This window comes from Nocardia sp. NPDC051570 (assembly GCF_044454005.1).
In the GTDB taxonomy this organism is placed as follows: domain Bacteria; phylum Actinomycetota; class Actinomycetes; order Mycobacteriales; family Mycobacteriaceae; genus Nocardia.
This window is the reverse complement of record NZ_JBITDI010000016.1, coordinates 56966-73156: the sequence shown is the minus strand read 5'-3', so window position 1 is coordinate 73156 and position 16191 is coordinate 56966. Positions and strand designations below refer to the sequence as shown.

The following is a 16191-nucleotide window of genomic DNA, read 5'->3' as shown; positions in this document are numbered from 1 at the left end:
GGTGCCGCGGGCCCATGGGGGGTTGCGGCAGGGGATCGTGTTGAAGGATGCGCTGGTCGAGGCGCGCACGGAGATCATGACGCTCGCGGTGTCGTGGGCGGCGCTGGTGGTCGACGAGGCCCATCCGCCGCGGCGACCGCGGCGGGGGGTGTCGACGCTGATCGACTTCCTGCTCGAATACGGGGATTGGCTGGCCGCGCATCCGGCGATCACCGATGCCATCGAGGAGTTCGCCGAGGCGCACGGCCTCGCTGCGCGGGCCATCGATCCCGTCCCGGATCGGATCGAGATCGGCCGATGCGACCGGCCCGGATGTCAGCAGATGGTGTACGCCGAGATGGAGACCTCGGGCACCGGTAACCGATTGGTGAGCTGCCCGGCGGGGCATACGTGGGAGCCCCATCAGTGGCTGGCCCTGTATCAGCGCCTGGGGCGGCAACCCGCCGTCCGTCGCGGGGAGACCGCGGCATGAGGACGTCCGGGCGGCGCTTGGTACCGACCGAGCTCGCCGCCCTCGCCGCGGGGGTCAAACAGGAGACCATCCGCAAGTGGGCGAGCCGGGGTAAGTTGACGCGCTACGGCAGGCCCGGCCGCGCCGAATACGATCTGTCCGAAATCCTCACGCTGCTCGGCGAACCCGGGCCGATCCGATAGACGCCCGGAACGCGGGCACAGCGCTACGGCTGTGCCCGCGTCGAGTTCTGCTGGCGGCTTATCCGGCGCGGCGAAACGATTCGAACAGCGCCGGACGCGGCAGGCTGGCGCCGCCCTCGAGGATGGCATGCTCCAGTCGGCGCAGCTCATCGGACGGCTCGAGTCCCACCTGCTGATTGAGCGTCGCGCGCGCCCGGCGATAGACCTCGAGGGCCTCGGCGGGCCGCCCGCAGCGATGCAGCGCGAGCATCAGATAGCCGTAGGCCTCCTCCCACAGGGGATGGGCATCGATATGCTCCTGCAGATCCCCGAGGATCTCCCAGGCCCGCCCGAGCGCGAGTTCGATGCGGAAGCGCGACAACTCGGCGGCCACCCGGCGCTCGGTGAGCCGATAGGCGATGCGCTGGATGCGACTGGAGGACACATCGGCCAGCACCGGTCCGTGCCACTGCGCCAACGCCATTCGCAGCGCGACCAGCGCCGCGGCGAGGTTGCCGTCGTTCTCCTGCGCCTGAGCCTGGACGATCAGTTCGTCGAACCGCGCGCTGTCCAGGTTGGACCTATCGATGAACAACCGATACCCGGGGGCCCGCGTCTCGATGCCGACCGGGCAGCCGCTGTCGGCAATCACCCGGCGCAGCACCGAGATACAGATCTGGATCTGTGATCGGGCCGTCGCCGGCGGCTGTCCGTCCCAGACCGCGTCGGTCAGGCTCTCGATGGATGTGACACTGTTCGCGTTCAATGCGAGCAAGCCCAGCACCGCGCGCTGCCGGTAGGAGTCCAGCCGCGGCGTTCCCGCTGCACCGTCGATCTCCAACGGACCGAGGATTCTGATCCCAACCATATTCTGTCCCTCATCTCAACCGGATTCGCCGAGCGACTCCGCTGTTGTTCCACCCGTGTTCATCAAAGTCCACGGCGATCGGCCAGCCAATCCGTCCTGTGGGAGCATCGCGCGCCGAAAGTAGTAGGCCCCGTTCTGCGAACGTCGCACCGAAGGCCCCAGCATTCGGGGCTTGGCGTTGGTTTCGCCGCGCTCGTACGGTGATCACATCGGAAACAAACGAGAAACAAAGACAGGCGCCCACCCCGTGCGCCTGTCCTGTGCTGCCCGGACAAATACGCCGAACCTGCTGTCGTGCAGCGGGATTCGTCAGGATGTCGGGGTCGGTTCCGGTAGTTCGATGATCACCAGGACCAGGGCCCGATCGGCGAGATTGCAGAGACGATGCGGTTTCTGCGGCTCGCGGCCGCGGATCACCTGTCCGGGGGTCAGGGTCGTCCGGCTCAGTACGCGGTCTCTCCCATCGATCATCTCGACCGGTCCGCCGGAGATCACGACGGTGATCGATCGGTGCGAGTCCTGAATCAGGCTGCCGCAGCAATCGGGCGGCACACGCTCCAGCCAGCACGTCACCCCCTGCTGGTCGACCAGGACGATGCGGTCCTGTTCGGCCGGTCGGGCAGCGCCCGCCGAAATGTCGTTCGACATTATGTCCAACCTCCTTCTCGAATTGTCGTGCTGTATGGATGTTCTCGTCGGCCGCGACGTGGCGAATACAACTTTCGGGCCGGCGTCGCACCATTGGGCGAATTGGCCCGGCGGGCGCCTATCGGCGGCGAATTGTATTCATGCGCCGGCTATCTCGGGCGTTCGTCGCCGCACCTCGAGATGGTTGACACAGCCACCGGCGCCGAGCCGTGACGGTCCGGACATCTCGGGCCGTAACCCGTTGTGCCGGAACGCTTCCGAGACTTCCATCAGCTGAACAACCTTCGAATATGCGACAGTCTGAGCGGTCGATAGAACTTCGCCCTCTCGATAGCAGCATGCGACAAGGGCTTGGGCAACAGGCCTGCGTCCTAAGAGATATTGACTGCTCCGAAGGGATCGCCACCCGGCCCGGCGGTCCGAATACATTGGGTGACATGCCATTCCATACCGATGCGCTGCAAATCCCGGCGACTACGGTACGATTTGATCTAGCTCGACACTGACCGAAGGGGTTTGGGGCGCGGGAGAGGCAGTGCTGAGATGGGGGTCGATAGTGCGAGAAGGGTGTGGTTGTGGTCGAAAGGGATACGACAGGAAGAGCGGAGCCGAACCCCAGCACCGAGGCCGACCTGTCACCCGTTCTCGCGGATCTGTTCGTCGCCCGGATTCCGGAGCTGATCGCGCAGTACCGCACCCGCCTCACCGAGATCAGCAGCCCGCTCGTCTCCGATGAGAGTGTCTGGCGGCAATGCGAATTGCAGGCCCGCCGCATCTTCGACGACTGCGCCCGCAGTCTCGCGGCCGGCAGCACCGTGGTCACGCATATCACCGATGTCTTCGATCTGGGCACCGAACGGGTCCGTCAGGGTGCGCACATCACGCATTCGGTGCGGGCCGGCAGCATCCTGTCCGAGCTGACCGTGACGGCCCTGTCCGACTGTGCCGAGCGGTTCGGCGCGCCCCAGGCCGAGCTGTTCGCCGCGGTGCGCGCACTGCAGCAGGGCATCGGCCTGCGGCTCGAGTCCGGATCCATCGGCTACGACGCCTTTCTGCTGCAGCGGGTGCGCGAGGTGCATGAGCAGGGGCAGCGCCGGCTGGCGCGGGAGATCCACGACCATATCGGCAACTCCGTGAGCCTCGCGCTGCGCCAGATCGAGCTCTACGAGCTGAAATGTGAACGCGCGGAGGATGATCCGGCATCGCGGCATGTGCGACTGGCCAAGGACGCGATCCTGGAGACCATCCAGCACACCCGCGAGCTGGTCAGCGAGCTGCGCCAGCCCGGCGTCACCGGATCGCTGGAGACCGCGCTGCGCGGATTCGCCGCCTCGCTGGGACAGTCGGGCGCGCCCCTGCAGATGTGGGTGCGCGGCAACGACAAGTGGATTCCGGGCGCGGTGGCCGAGGAGCTGTTCATCATGGTGCGGGAATGCCTGCGCAACACCTACACCCACGCGGGCGCGGCCAATGTCGTCGTCCACATCGATATCGCACCGCACGAGGTCCACGCCGAAATCATCGATAACGGCAAGGGTTTCGATGCGCAGGCGCTGCGGGCCGCCGGCCGCGGCAACGGCCTGCTCATCCTGCAGGAGCGTTCGGATCTGGTCGGCGGCACCGTGAACATCGACTCCGCTCCGGGCCGTGGTACCCGGGTCACCCTTTGGATCCCGATCGCTCAGGAGCGCCCGACCCTATGAGTCAGAACCCCATTCGCATTCTCGTGGCCGACGATCACACCCTGTTACGGGAGGCGCTGTGTGATCTGCTGCGGGTCGAGCCGGATTTCGAGATCGTGGCTCAGGTCGGCACCGGCACGGCGACGATCCAACAGGCCGGCGAGCATCGCCCGGACGTGCTGCTGCTGGATCTCGAGATGCCCGAGAGCAATCCGCCGGAGACGGTGCGGCGCCTGCTGGCCCAGGATCCGGCGCTGCGGATCATCGTGCTGAGCATGCACGATGCGCAGCAGCTGGTGCAGCAGTTGCTGTCGCTCGGTGTCCGTGGCTATCTGCACAAGGGCGCCGGACGGCACACGCTGGTCTCGGCGATCCGGCAATCGGTCGGCGACGGCCAGCAGACGGTCACGCTGTCGGTCTCGCCGGAGAGCCTGCGGGCGCGCGTGGAGGAACCGGAGGATCCCGGCACGCTGTCCTCGCGCGAGCGCGAGGTGCTGGGTCTGGTGGCCGAGGCGCTGAGCAACCGCCAGATCGCGACCCGGCTCGGTGTCACCGAGGCCACGGTGAAACGCCACCTGCGCAACATCTTCACGAAGTTGGAGGCGGTCTCCCGCATCGACGCCGTCAACCGGGCGGTCGAACGGTCGCTGATCCCGCGGCAGCGGGCCGGATCAATGGACGCCGCCCGCAGCTGGCGATGATTCCGGGTTCGGAGGGCGGGATTCGATCATCCGGCCGGAGATATCGTCCGCCGCATCCGAAATCAGGAAGTCGACCATCGCCGCGGCCTCGTCGTCCGCGCCGATTTCCGCCAGTACGGTATTCACCCGGACGCCGCGCGGTCCGAGTTCCTGGGACAGTGTTCCGGTCATCGCCTGCAGGGTTTCGCGGACCACCAGGATCTCCGGTCGCGGTTGCTCCGAGCTATCGGTCCGCGCGATGTTGACGATCCGGCCGTGTCCGGATTCGATCAGATAGCGCTCGGCCGCGCGGCTGACGAGCAGTGGTGCGCGCAGTCCGGCGAGGACCACCGAATCCCAGTCCGGCACTTCCGAACTGGTGGTGGCGCGACCCGGGAACGGCGCGTTCACGACCATCGACGGCGGCCCCAACTCCTCGGCGACGCGCAGCACGGTCGCCTCCGCCTCATGGAGAAAGCGCAGGTCGGCGCCGAAGGCCCAGATTCCGGCACGGGCCGGGCCGACGGCATCGAGGGAGGTGTCGCACCAGGACGCCCGTAGGTCGACCACGGCTATGGTGAATTCGCGTGCCGCCAGTCGGCGAACGACCGCCGCACCGAGGCTCCCACCGGCGCCGGTCACGATGGCCACACGGTGTCGACCATCTCCCATACAAGGCTCCTTCCACGAAAGCACGGGTCGGTTCCTCATCGATGCCGCCCGACTCTACGCACGTGAGCGCCCACACTACGCGACGGCGGAGAGGGGCTTACCCGGTCGTGGCGAGGATGCTGCGAAAGTAGTATTCCGCGGACGTATCGATACTACTTTCAATGCATCCGATCCTGCTTTTCGATCCGACCGGGGTACCGCATTCGGGTAATATCCGGAGAGTCGTCACCACCATAACGTAATGCGAATGCAGATGGGTATCGCGTCAATTCATTCCTCCGCTCACAGCACCGCGTGGTCTGTTTTAGCCCGCTTTTCGAAGGATTTCTTACAGGAATCCCGAATCTCGGTTCAGGTCATCTTCCTGATTCGATTCTGCACCGCGGCCGTGCTGGGCACATCGATACTCGGCGGCCAGGTGTGGATCGCCGCCGCGGCCTGGGTGCTGGCCACCCTCGCCGCCTATGTGTTCAACGGTGTCATGGATGTGACCGAGGATCGGGCGAACGGCTCGACCCGGCCGATCAGCCGCGGTTCGCTGCCCGTCCCGGTCGCCGCGGGCGGGGTGGTGGTGGCCGGTGCGCTGGCGCTGGCCATCGGCGGGGTCGTCGATGCGGGCGGGCTGCTGCCGCTGCTGATTCTGGCCCACTTGGCTTGTGGCTACGCCTATTCCGGTGCGCCCTTCTACGGTAAGCGCCGCGGCAGCACGGCCGCGTTGCTCGTGCTGGGCATGGGTGCGCTGACCTATGCCGCCGGCTGGCAGGTCGCCGGTCAGCAGGGTGGTCTGCCGGTACTGCTGCTCGGCACCGCGATGTCGCTGTGGATGGCCGGTGTCGGCGCGCTGTCGAAGGATCTGCCCGATGCGGAGGGCGATGCGGCCGGCGGGCGCCGGACCCCGGTCATCGTCTGGGGTGACACCAGGGTCCGGATCCTCATCACCGCGAACGCCCTGCTCATCGGCCTGGCCTATCTGGCGGCCGCGATCGTTCTCGCGCCGGTGCTCGTGCCGTCCGCGATCACCCTTGTCATCGGCGCACTGGCCGTGGGTGTGCTGGCCGCGACCACGCGCCGCGCCACCTCCCGCGGTGATCGGCGCCTGCCCTATCGCGCCTTCATGGTCACCCAGTACGCCGTGCATATCGCGGTCCTCGCCACCCTGCTGATCGCCGGGCTGAACTAGTCGGTCACTTGTTCCGATAGGCGACCGCATGGGCCAGGGATATCAATTCCGCTCGCCATCCCGGTTCGAGATCGGCGTCGGCCAGCGCCGCGCCGCCCTGGGCGACCAGATCCCCGATATGGGTTTCCACCTCGTCGGACGCCCCCGAGTCGAGCAGTGTGCGCTGCAGTTCCGCGCCGCCCGTGCCCGGCGTCTCGACCAGTTCGCGCACCTCGCTGTTGCGTTCGATCGCCAGCGACAGCAGCAGGGTCATCTTGTGCGTTTCCAGATCCAGCTGGGCCGGTTTCCCGAGTGTGTCGGTGTCGCCGAACATATCGAGCAGATCGTCGCGCAGCTGGAATGCCTCGCCGATGGCCAGCCCATAGGACTGGTACGCCTGCGCCAGATCGGGGCGGCTCGCCAGCAGCGCGCCGATGAGCAGCGGCCGATGGACCGAGTAGTTGCCCGACTTGAGCCGCGCGATCGTGCGCGACAGCTGTGGGTCGCCCGAATAGCGGGCGGCCGCAACGACATCGAGATGCTGGCCGACCATCAGCTCCGCACGCAGTTCGCCCCATGCCGCGGTCACGGTGGGCATCGCATCGGCCATGAAGATATCGGCGTAGACGAGCGCGAGGTCGCCGGCCAGGATCGCCACGCTCTCGCCGAATCGCCGCGGTTCGCCCTGCCAGCCCTGGGCGCGATGCTGGGCGGCGTACTTCGCATGTACCGCAGGGGCGCCGCGCCGCACGGCCGAATCGTCGAACACGTCGTCGTGAATGAGGGCGCTCGCATGCAGGAATTCGAGCGCGACGGCCGCGGAGACGATGGACCGGCCGTCGGGATCGCCGCCCGCCGCCAGATATCCGCTGATGCAGAATTCCGGGCGAATTCGCTTTCCGCCGGCCCGCATCAGTTCGGCAATCGATTCGATTGTCGCACCGGCCTCACGGTCCACCGCGGACCAGCGCAGGTACTCCTTTTCCAGGAACTCCAGAGCTGATTGTTCGGCGCGTTCCATCATGTCGTTTCTCGTATCACGCACCGAGTAGATTCCGGTCACCGCGGTCATGGTCGCAGCACCACCTTTCGACGATATCGGTATGACAAAGCGGGTGTTATTCACGCCGATTTCACGGCGAGTTCGGCGAGGCGACCGCGCACGATCTTGCCCGAGCCGTTGCGGGGAATCTCCCCGACGATCAGCACGTCGCGGGGGACCTTGTAGCGGGCCAGCTGGGATTTGACGTATCCGCGGATCTCGTCCGCGTCGAGTTCGACGCCGGGCCGCGCGACGACGAAGGCCCGCAGGCGCTGACCGAAGTCCGGATCGTCCACGCCGATCACCGCCGCATCGGCGATATCGTCGCGGTCGGCCAGCAGATTCTCGACCTCGGCCGGATAGACGTTCTCGCCGCCGGACACGATCATGTCGTCGCCGCGGCCGTCGAGGAACAGCAGACCCGAGCGATCGAAGTGGCCGATATCGCCGGTGGAGATCATGCCGTCGTAGCGGTCCTTGTCCCGGCCGTCGGTGTAGCCGCCGAAGCTCAGGCCGTTGGCGACGAAGATGATTCCCGGCGTCTCGGGTTCGCTGATCCGGGTGCCGTCGGGTCCGAACAGCGCGACGCGCACGCCCACGGGCGGTCGGCCGACCGTGCCCGGCGCCCGGCGCAACTCCGCCGGGGTGGCCACCGAGACGGCGGCGACCTCGGTGGCCCCGTAGTTGTTGTAGAGCACATCGCCGAAGGCCGCGGCCGTGCGGGCCGACAGGCCCGGCGAGATCGCCGATCCGCCGCTGGCGATGATCCGCAGGCTCGACACATCATGGCGGGCAAGGACTTCGGGCCCCAGATCGAGGATGCGGCCGAGCATTGTGGGGACCAGGATCAGGGTGTCGGCGCGGTGGCGGGCCACGCTCGCGAGGGTGGCCTCGGCATCGAACTTGCCGCGTCCGAACACCACCGTCTTGCCCAGCGCCATGGCGAGGGTGAACTGTCCCAGGCCGGTGGCGTGGAACAGGGGGGCGGCCACGACCATGGCGCCGCCGCGGGTGAGCGGGACGCGGTCGAGCAGCTGCGCCGACTGCAGCGGTGAAATGCGTTTGCGCACCGCGCCTTTCGGCGTGCCGGTGGTGCCGCTGGTGAGCAGCACCAGCCCCCCGGATTCGGCGGGCAGCGGCAGCGGGCCGGTCGCATTGCCAGCGATCAGGCTCTCCACCGTCGGCGAACCGCCGGTGACCCACGGCTTATCGCTCCAGGTCCGCAACCGTGCCACCGTATCGGGCAGAGCGGTGGTGGCGGAGGCGAATTCGTCGTCGTGGAACAGGACGGTGACGCCCTCGCGCTCGGCGACCTCGCGCAGCTGCGGTCCGGCGAATCCGGTGTTCATGATGACCAGCCGGACGCCGAGCTTCCCGGCGGCGATCATGGTCGTGACCGCGCCGCGATGGTCGCGGGCCAGCACCGCGGCGGTGTCGCCGGGGCCGATGCCCGCGGCGGACAGTCCGCGGGCCAGGGCATTGGACTGTCGTTCCAGCGCACCGTAACTGAGGGTGCCGCGGGCGTCGACGAGGGCTTGCCGGTCGGGTGAGTACCGTGCCGTATAGCTGATCATGGCCGGGAAGGGGCCGCAGTGCGCGGCGATCTTCGCCGAGTGCGCATCCGCGGCCAGGCGCAGCGGGTGGATGAATCCGCGTTTGCGCAGCACCTCGAGCGAGCGCAGGATCTGAACGGTTTTCTCGAGCATCACGACACCACCAGCGCCAGGGCCAGGCCCAGACCCATCGCATCGATGCTGCGGAAGCCGAGCACGACCGCGCGCTGCACCTGATCCTGGATCAGCCCGGCGCGAATCTGCATGGCGCGCAACACGATAGCGGGCAGCACGCACACCACCAGCAGCGGATTCAGCGATCCGATGACGAACGGCGCGACCAGCAGCAGCAGGCTCAGCACCGACAGCACGGCGATCAGGCCCCGGTAGATCGCGGGCGGGACGACGGCCGCGAGGGTGCGCCGGCCCGACTCCAGATCGCCCACGCGGTCACCGAAGTTGGCGTAGGAGACCACCAGCAGCATGCAGACGCCGACCAGCAGGCCGATCAGGACCGAATCGGTGGACCAGTGCCGGGCGATGAGCCAGACCGGCCCGAGCACCTCGGCGGTGTTGACCAGGAAGATCACGAACTCCAGCCCGGCGGGGCGGTAGCTGAACTGGAACAGCCACGAATACTGCACCGCCACAGCGACAACCACGAAGTAGGCGATCAGGAATCCGATCGGCACATCGCCGTCGAGCGGGATCAGCAGGGCCAGGCCCGCGCCGAGGGCGATCAGCCCGGTGATGACGCCGTAGGCGATGGCCTCGCGCTCGGTCACCATGCCCGACAGCAGGGGCTTATTCGATTTCGGCAGGTGGCCGCCGGTGGCGTAGTTCTTGGCGTCGCTGCCGTCCCGGAATCCGACGACATCGTCGGCGGCGCAGGTCGCGACCTTCATCGCGATCATGCCGACCAGCATCAGGCCCAGGGCGACCGCCATGCCGGGCCGGCTGACCGATTCGTGGGCCAGCAGGAGCACGGCGAGCAGCCAGGCGTAGAAGTGGTGGTAGACCCGGAGTTTGCCCAATCGGAAGTAGGCGGTGGCCTTCTCGCCGAAGGTGATTCGGGTGGACTGGATCGTATCGGTAGTCATATCGAATTCCTGTGAGATGAGCGAGGATCAGCGACTCTGCTGCGAAATGAGCTGCGCCAGCGCGGTGCGCTGGATCTTGCCGGTCGCGGTGCGGGGGAAGTCGCGGAAGTCCAGGACGACCGGCGGGGCCAGCAGCGGCAGATCGGAAACCGCCTTGCGCCAGGCCTTCTCGTCGAAGACCCCGTCGCGCACGGCGACGACCGGGGCGATATGCCGATCCTGTTCCAGCGCAATGGCTTCCAGCAGCCACGGCATGCGGGCCAGTAGTACGTCCTCCATCGCGATGGCGCTGGGGATGAGCGTCATCCGCTCGACCTGACGATCGATGAGTATCAGCTGGCGCAGGCGGGTGCGCTTACCCCAATCGCCGGTATCCCACCAGCCGTCGCGGGTGAGGCCCGCCTCGGCGGCCTCGCGCCGGTTGATATAGGTCTGGAACTGTCCCGCGGAGCGGACCTGGATCCGGCCGGGCGTGCCCGCGGGGACCGGGGCGCCGTCCGGTCCGACGATGCGCGCCTCCGAATAGCCGGGCGCGGTCCAGCCGGCGGGATGTCCCGCATGGGTCCGCCACCGGGCGCGGTGCCGGCGGCTGACGAGGCCCTTGAGGTGGATCTTGGCGGAGATGCCGCCGAGTTCGGACTGCCCGTAGGCCTCGAGGAAGGAGGCGAGCCGGTACTTGCTTCCCGCCAGCAGCCGCCGGACCGTGCCGGGGTGGATGACGTCGAAGGTGCTCACGTAGTGCCGCACCGAGGCCAGGGTTCCGTTGTCGGCCAGGTGTTCCCACTGCATGAGGGTGTTCGGATGCGCCTCGAGGTAGATCGGCTGATAGTTGCGCACGTATCGGCCGACCGACTCCGCGGAATGGTCCGCCAGCACGATCAGCGGCACATTGCGGCGCAGTGCGCAGAGCAGACCGGAGACGGTGCGGAAGTGCACGGGGGACACCGCCACCGCGGCGTATCCGCGCAGCCGCCCGAGGATCGCGAAGGCCTCCTGGGCATAGCCCTGATGGTCGGTGGCATTCCTGGTGTACTGCACCAACTTCGGCACACCGGTCGTGCCCGAGGTGTGGGTGACGATATAGGGCTCGGTGCCCGGCATCGAGACGGCGCTGGTGCGCCGCGCGGGCGTGGCGGGCAGCCGGGTGGCGAGTTCGGTCCAGTCGTCGACCCGCAGCAGGCCCTCGATCTGTTCGCATTCGGCCCGGCGGTCGGCGGTGGTGACGATGCGTTCGACCGGCACCGGTTCGAGCATGCGGCCCAGGGTTTCGGCATCGAGCGCGGGGCTGATCAGGATCGGCACACCGCCGACGGCGGTGAGCGCGGCGATGGTGATCATGATGTCCAGCGGCGAATCCAGCCATACCGCGCAGTAATCGCCGGCCCGGACACCGGTGCTGTCGAACAGCGTCGCGGCGCGCGCCGCGGCCTCGGCGATATCGGTCAGTGCCACCTGGTCGTCGACCACCGGCACGGCATCCGACGGATGGTCGCTGATCCACGGCCGGGATTTCGGCGCGATCTCGATCAGCTGGTCGTAGATGAGTTTGTGGTTACGAGTCATACTGCCACTCAATTTCGTGTCGGCCGGCGTTTTCGGCGGATGAGCGAGAAGGTGGGGATCAATACACGTCGATGGGTTGTCCCGACTGCACTCGAATGCTGAGTGTATGGTCCGGTTCCGGGCCCGGCAATCATTCGGCGATGACAATCTGCGGCGGATTCTTGGCAATATCCTGCCTGGCAGCTCCCTGCTATACCGCCGCCGCGGCGGGTCGAGATAACTTCATAACACAAGCAGACTTCTATGGACTTCACTCGAGATTTATGACGTAAGTGTGGTGAATCGAATGACAGGATCGCAGCAGGCCTCGAACGCGGAGGCCTCGCCGGTCGCACTGGTGACCGGTGCGGCCGGCGGGATCGGACGCCGGGTCGTGGACCGGCTGGCCGCACAGGGAATGACCGTCGTCGCGGTCGACCGATCGGCGGACGCATCGAAGGAGCTGCGTTCGGTGCCCGGCCGGGTCACGATCGTCCAGGGTGATGTCGCCGTCGCGGCCGATGTCGAACGGATCGTCGCCGATACCGAGCGCGATATCGGCCCGATCGACTACCTGGTCAACGCGGTCGGCATCCTGCGGGTCGGCGACGTCGTCGACCTGCCCGACGCCGATTGGGAGGAGATGTTCGCCGTCAACACCGGCGGCGTCTTCCGGATGATCCGGGCGGTGGTCAGCCGCATGGTCGTGCGGCAGCGCGGCGCGATCGTGACGGTGTCCTCCAATGCGGCGCGGACCCCGCGCGCCTCCATGTCCGCCTATTCGGCATCCAAGGCGGCCGCCACGATGCTCGCCAAATGCGCCGCACTGGAGGTCGCGAAGTACGGAATTCGCTGCAATATCGTCTCGCCGGGATCCACCCGGACCGAGATGCTGCGAGTGAGTTGGGAAAACCAGGACCGTGCCGACGCCACGATAGCCGGTGTGCCGGACAAGTTCCGGCTCGGCATTCCGCTGGGCCGCATCGCCGAACCCGACGATATCGTCGACGCCGTGGAATTCCTATTGTCCGATCGAGCCAGGCATATCACGATGCAGGAGCTCACCGTGGACGGTGGCGCAACGCTCGGCATCTGAGTGTGCATTACGAAGACAGATCAGAGGAGTAATGATGTTCGGTGGAATCCCCGACGTCATTTCGTATGAAATGCCGACGCCGGACGAGTTGCCGGAGAACATTGTCGACTGGACAATCGAACCCCATCGAGCGGTGCTGTTGATCCACGATATGCAGAACTACTTCGTGCGCCCATTGCGTGCCGGTGGATCGCTGTATTCGGAGCTGGTCACCAATATCGCCGCGCTGCGCGTGGCCTGCCTGCGCGCCGGTGTGGCCGTGGCCTACACCGCACAGCCCGGTGGTATGACCCCCGCGCAGCGGGGACTGTTGCGCGATGTCTGGGGCGGGGGGATGACCACCGACGAGACCGATCGCGCGGTCATCGCCGAGCTGACCCCCGGGCCCGCCGACCGGGTGTTCACGAAATGGCGCTACAGCGCGTTCCATCGCAACGGCCTGCTCGACCACTTCCGGGAGTCCGGTCGCGATCAGCTGATCCTCAGCGGGGTCTACGCCCACGTCGGAGTCCTGGTGACGGCGTGTGATTCCTATTCGCACGATATCGAGACGTTCCTGGCGGCCGATGCCCTCGCCGATTTCACCGCGGCCGATCATCGGATGACCCTGGACTACGCGGCCGCGCGGTGTGCCATGGTGCGCAGCACCGCGGATCTGGTGGCGGCCGTCGACGCCCGGGTGGGTGTCTGAGATGGCCATCATCGACTACTACCGCGGTTCGGCGCTGCTGGATCGGATCCTCGCCGATCCGCGGCAGCCCTTCGCGATCGTGCAACGCTGCGGCGGGCCCGGCGGAATCGACATCCTGGTCGGTGAATTCACCGCGCTGGCCGGATTGGACGAGGTGACCTCGGCCGCCGAGGATTCGAATCTGCTTGTGCTGGTGCCGTATCGGCAGATCGTCGAGCGCGGCTTCCCGTGCAACGACGATGGGGCGCCGCTGCTGGCCATGGCGGTGCGTGAGCACGAGGTCGTCGATCGGGATCTGGTGGTGGACGCGATCGGCCCGGAGATGATCGCTCCGGATTCGATCGATGCCGCCGATTTCCGCTTCGACGTCTCCGATGAGGACTATCGCGCGATCGTGGGGTCGGTGCTGGCCGACGAGATCGGCACCGGCGAGGGGTCGAACTTCGTGATCAGCCGATCGCTGATCGGATCGTTCGGACCCGATCATCTGCGCCTGTCGCTGGGCCTGTTCCGGCGGCTGCTGAGCGGCGAACGCGGCGCGTACTGGACCTATCTCGTGCATACGGGCACGCAGACCTTCGTCGGCGCGAGCCCCGAGGCCCATGCGCAGCTCGAGAACGGGACCGTGGCGATGAATCCGATCAGCGGCACCTACCGGTATCCGCCGGAGGGGCCGACGGTCGCGGGCCTGCTGAGTTTCCTGGCCGATGAGAAGGAGAACGACGAACTGTTCATGGTCGTCGACGAGGAACTCAAGATGATGTCCGCGCTGTGCCCCGCGGGCGGAACGGTGACCGGGCCCTATCTGAAGGAAATGGCGCATCTGGCCCATACCGAGTATCTGCTGCGGGGACGTACCGACCTCGGCGTGGCAGAGGTGTTGCGCGAGACCATGTTCGCGCCCACGGTGGTCGGCTCTCCGCTGGAGAGCGCCACCCATGTCATCGCGCGCTACGAATCGACCGGCCGCGGTTACTACAGCGGCGCCATCGCCTATATCGACCGGGATCCGGCCGGTTCGATCCGGATGGATTCGGCCATCCTGATCCGGACCGCGGTCGTCGACGCCGCGGGGACCGCGCGCATCGCCGTGGGTTCGACCCTCGTGCGCAACTCCGATCCGGTCGGGGAAATGCACGAAACCCACGCCAAGGCAGCGGGATTGCTGAAGGGTTCGGTCGCCACCCGGCGACCGGAGCTGGCCACCCATCCCGCCGTCGCGGCCGCCCTGCGTGGCCGCAACGCGATCGCCTCGCAGTTCTGGTTCGACGAGGCCGATACCCGGCGCATCGGCGGGGCGCCGCTCGCGCGCGGTTCGGTGCTGCTGATCGATGCGGCCGACAAGTTCACCACGATGCTGGCGAGCATGCTGCGCTCGCTCGGGTACGCGCTGACGATCGCGGCCTATGACGCCGAGGTCGAGGTCGGCGACTACGATCTCGTCCTGCTCGGGCCGGGCCCGGGTGATCCGGGCGCGCTGGACGATTCGCGGATCCTGGCGATGCATCGGCGGCTGGACCAGGTGCTGGCCGCCGATCTGCCCTTCGCGGCGGTCTGCCTGAGTCACCAGATCCTCTGTACCGCACTGGGTTTGGAGATCACCCGGCTGGATCGGCCGAATCAGGGTGTGAGCCGGGAGATTTCGCTGTTCGGTGTGCCGGTGCGGGCGGGGTTCTACAACACCTACGTCGCGCGCAGCGCGGTCGAGGAGTTCGACTCGGCGCTGGGCCGGGTCGAGGTGAGCCGCGATCCGGTCACCGGTGAGGTGTACGCCCTGCGGGGTGAGCGCTTCGCCTCGGTGCAGTTCCACGCGGAATCGGTGCTGTCCCAGGACGGTCCGGCGGTGCTCGCGGCCCTGGTCGGCCGGTTGATCGACCGGCCCGCCGCCCTGGCGCTGGCCGGGGATCGGGTGAGCGCGCGTGGGTAGCGGATCGGTCGGCCTGCGTGCGGCCGGATGGATCGCGACACTGTTGAATCGGCCGATCCCGGTGCGGCGCAACGGAACCGAGGAACAGATCGCGGGTAAGCGGATCCTGATCACCGGGGCCTCCTCGGGGATCGGGGCCGCGGCCGCGGTCGCCGCGGCCGCGGCCGGGGCGCGGGTCGTCCTGGTGGCGCGCAGGGAGCCGGAACTGGCGAAGGTGTGCGACGAGATCCGCGCGACGGGCGGGACGGCGAGCTATCGCGCCTGCGATCTCACCGACGACGGCGATATCGACCGGTTGCTGCAGTGGGTGGCCGAGGAATTCGGCTCGGTGGATGTGCTGGTCAACAATGCGGGCCGCTCCATCCGGCGGCCGATCACGAAGTCGTTCGACCGCATGCACGACTTCCGGCGGACGATGGGCATCAACTACTTCGGCCCGGTACAGCTATGCCTCGGCCTGCTGCCGCGGATGGTCGAATCCGGCAGCGGCCATATCGTCAATGTCGGCACCTGGACCGTGCCCGCCGGAACGTCACCGCGCTTCTCGGCGTATCACAGTTCCAAGATGGCGCTGACCGGATTCGGCCAATGTCTGGATGCCGAACTGTCCGGGTGCGGAATCGCGGTGACCACCATTCAATATCCGCTGGTCCATACCGCCATGAGCGCCCCGACACCGGAATTCCAACGCCTGCCCGGCCTCTCGCCGGAACAGGCCGCGGAATGGATTCTGACGGCCATTCAACGCCGTCCGGTGCAGGTGATTCCCCGCTATATCCCCGTGCTGCGCGCGATGCGCGGGCTCGCCGGTGCGCGCGCGGTGGGTCGGCTGTTGCTGCGATTCGGTTGACAACTAGCTGCTATGGAATGGCGCTCGGTCGCCCGAATACCCTTGGTG

General features: G+C 67.2%; 16 protein-coding genes. 9 read left to right on the top strand and 7 right to left on the bottom strand.

Annotated features, from left to right (window positions below; all coding sequences use genetic code 11):
- Positions 1–37: 37 nt before the first annotated feature.
- Together ACIA76_RS32650 and ACIA76_RS32645 are read left to right on the top strand one after the other, a co-directional pair.
- Positions 38–472 (top strand): hypothetical protein, encoded by a 435-nt coding sequence (locus tag ACIA76_RS32650; protein ID WP_397157356.1) that lies wholly within the window; start codon positions 38–40, stop codon positions 470–472.
- Positions 469–654 (top strand): transcriptional regulator, encoded by a 186-nt coding sequence (locus ACIA76_RS32645; protein WP_397157354.1) that lies wholly within the window; start codon positions 469–471, stop codon positions 652–654. The genes ACIA76_RS32650 and ACIA76_RS32645 overlap by 4 nt, the downstream gene beginning before the upstream one ends.
- A 58-nt stretch (positions 655–712) precedes the next feature.
- Here the strand turns inward: ACIA76_RS32645 and ACIA76_RS32640 are convergent, their stop codons facing one another.
- Together ACIA76_RS32640 and ACIA76_RS32635 are read right to left on the bottom strand one after the other, a co-directional pair.
- On the bottom strand, positions 713–1501 hold the full coding sequence (locus tag ACIA76_RS32640; RefSeq protein WP_397157352.1) for a BTAD domain-containing putative transcriptional regulator: 789 nt from the start codon (positions 1499–1501) through the stop codon (positions 713–715).
- Between the two features lie 309 nt (positions 1502–1810).
- Positions 1811–2149 carry a hypothetical protein gene (locus tag ACIA76_RS32635; protein ID WP_397157350.1) on the bottom strand — a complete coding sequence of 113 codons (339 nt, stop codon included), beginning with the start codon at positions 2147–2149 and terminating at the stop codon, positions 1811–1813.
- A 575-nt stretch (positions 2150–2724) separates the two neighbouring features.
- Between ACIA76_RS32635 and ACIA76_RS32630 the strand changes: the two genes are divergently transcribed.
- Both ACIA76_RS32630 and ACIA76_RS32625 read left to right on the top strand, forming a co-directional pair.
- Entirely contained in the window at positions 2725–3852 is a 1128-nt protein-coding gene (locus tag ACIA76_RS32630) for a sensor histidine kinase (RefSeq protein ID WP_397157348.1), read from the top strand.
- Positions 3849–4532: a response regulator gene (locus tag ACIA76_RS32625; RefSeq protein ID WP_397157346.1), complete on the top strand. Its 684-nt coding sequence runs from the start codon at positions 3849–3851 to the stop codon at positions 4530–4532. The genes ACIA76_RS32630 and ACIA76_RS32625 overlap by 4 nt, the downstream gene beginning before the upstream one ends.
- Here the strand turns inward: ACIA76_RS32625 and ACIA76_RS32620 are convergent.
- Positions 4503–5183: an SDR family NAD(P)-dependent oxidoreductase gene (locus ACIA76_RS32620; RefSeq protein WP_397157344.1), complete on the bottom strand. Its 681-nt coding sequence runs from the start codon at positions 5181–5183 to the stop codon at positions 4503–4505. The two genes, ACIA76_RS32625 and ACIA76_RS32620, sit on opposite strands and share 30 nt — an antisense overlap.
- Positions 5184–5571: 388 nt before the next feature.
- Between ACIA76_RS32620 and ACIA76_RS32615 the strand changes: the two genes are divergently transcribed.
- A complete protein-coding gene (locus ACIA76_RS32615) occupies positions 5572–6363 on the top strand; it encodes a UbiA family prenyltransferase (protein WP_397157342.1) in 792 nt (263 codons plus the stop codon).
- Positions 6364–6367: 4 nt separating this feature from the next.
- Here the strand turns inward: ACIA76_RS32615 and ACIA76_RS32610 are convergent, their stop codons facing one another.
- The 4 genes from ACIA76_RS32610 to ACIA76_RS32595 are packed head-to-tail and all read right to left on the bottom strand — an operon-like array spanning position 6368 to position 11600.
- On the bottom strand, positions 6368–7414 hold the full coding sequence (locus ACIA76_RS32610) for a polyprenyl synthetase family protein (RefSeq protein WP_397157340.1): 1047 nt from the start codon (positions 7412–7414) through the stop codon (positions 6368–6370).
- A 50-nt stretch (positions 7415–7464) separates the two neighbouring features.
- Entirely contained in the window at positions 7465–9090 is a 1626-nt protein-coding gene (locus tag ACIA76_RS32605) for an AMP-binding protein (RefSeq protein WP_397157338.1), read from the bottom strand.
- Complete coding sequence (locus ACIA76_RS32600; RefSeq protein ID WP_397157336.1) at positions 9090–10037, bottom strand: UbiA family prenyltransferase; 948 nt, start codon at positions 10035–10037, stop codon at positions 9090–9092. Before ACIA76_RS32600 ends, ACIA76_RS32605 begins: the two co-directional genes overlap by 1 nt.
- A 27-nt stretch (positions 10038–10064) precedes the next feature.
- On the bottom strand, positions 10065–11600 hold the full coding sequence (locus ACIA76_RS32595) for an AMP-binding protein (RefSeq protein WP_397157334.1): 1536 nt from the start codon (positions 11598–11600) through the stop codon (positions 10065–10067).
- A gap of 286 nt (positions 11601–11886) precedes the next feature.
- Here ACIA76_RS32595 and ACIA76_RS32590 point away from each other — a divergent pair, with 286 nt between their 5' ends.
- From ACIA76_RS32590 to ACIA76_RS32575, 4 genes are read left to right on the top strand one after another with little or no spacing between them, the layout of a single operon-like run.
- Positions 11887–12675 (top strand): 2,3-dihydro-2,3-dihydroxybenzoate dehydrogenase, encoded by a 789-nt coding sequence (locus ACIA76_RS32590; protein ID WP_397157332.1) that lies wholly within the window; start codon positions 11887–11889, stop codon positions 12673–12675.
- 31 nt (positions 12676–12706) lie between these two features.
- Positions 12707–13366 carry an isochorismatase family protein gene (locus tag ACIA76_RS32585; RefSeq protein WP_397157330.1) on the top strand — a complete coding sequence of 220 codons (660 nt, stop codon included), beginning with the start codon at positions 12707–12709 and terminating at the stop codon, positions 13364–13366.
- Position 13367: 1 nt separating this feature from the next.
- Entirely contained in the window at positions 13368–15293 is a 1926-nt protein-coding gene (locus tag ACIA76_RS32580) for an anthranilate synthase family protein (RefSeq protein ID WP_397157328.1), read from the top strand.
- Complete coding sequence (locus tag ACIA76_RS32575) at positions 15286–16143, top strand: SDR family NAD(P)-dependent oxidoreductase (protein ID WP_397157326.1); 858 nt, start codon at positions 15286–15288, stop codon at positions 16141–16143. The genes ACIA76_RS32580 and ACIA76_RS32575 overlap by 8 nt, the downstream gene beginning before the upstream one ends.
- Positions 16144–16191 lie beyond the last annotated feature (48 nt).

What these genes read in the sequence shown, in the direction of transcription:
- ACIA76_RS32590 (WP_397157332.1), top strand. Translation starts at nt 11,887, where the DNA reads ATGACAGGATCGCAGCAGGCCTCGAACGCGGAGGCCTCGCCGGTCGCA.
- ACIA76_RS32645 (WP_397157354.1), top strand. Translation starts at nt 469, where the DNA reads ATGAGGACGTCCGGGCGGCGCTTGGTACCGACCGAGCTCGCCGCCCTC.
- ACIA76_RS32640 (WP_397157352.1), bottom strand. Translation starts at nt 1,501, where the DNA reads ATGGTTGGGATCAGAATCCTCGGTCCGTTGGAGATCGACGGTGCAGCG.
- ACIA76_RS32595 (WP_397157334.1), bottom strand. Translation starts at nt 11,600, where the DNA reads ATGACTCGTAACCACAAACTCATCTACGACCAGCTGATCGAGATCGCG.
- ACIA76_RS32585 (WP_397157330.1), top strand. Translation starts at nt 12,707, where the DNA reads ATGATGTTCGGTGGAATCCCCGACGTCATTTCGTATGAAATGCCGACG.
- ACIA76_RS32580 (WP_397157328.1), top strand. Translation starts at nt 13,368, where the DNA reads ATGGCCATCATCGACTACTACCGCGGTTCGGCGCTGCTGGATCGGATC.
- ACIA76_RS32635 (WP_397157350.1), bottom strand. Translation starts at nt 2,149, where the DNA reads ATGTCGAACGACATTTCGGCGGGCGCTGCCCGACCGGCCGAACAGGAC.
- ACIA76_RS32605 (WP_397157338.1), bottom strand. Translation starts at nt 9,090, where the DNA reads ATGCTCGAGAAAACCGTTCAGATCCTGCGCTCGCTCGAGGTGCTGCGC.
- ACIA76_RS32620 (WP_397157344.1), bottom strand. Translation starts at nt 5,183, where the DNA reads ATGGGAGATGGTCGACACCGTGTGGCCATCGTGACCGGCGCCGGTGGG.
- ACIA76_RS32625 (WP_397157346.1), top strand. Translation starts at nt 3,849, where the DNA reads ATGAGTCAGAACCCCATTCGCATTCTCGTGGCCGACGATCACACCCTG.
- ACIA76_RS32600 (WP_397157336.1), bottom strand. Translation starts at nt 10,037, where the DNA reads ATGACTACCGATACGATCCAGTCCACCCGAATCACCTTCGGCGAGAAG.
- ACIA76_RS32610 (WP_397157340.1), bottom strand. Translation starts at nt 7,414, where the DNA reads ATGACCGCGGTGACCGGAATCTACTCGGTGCGTGATACGAGAAACGAC.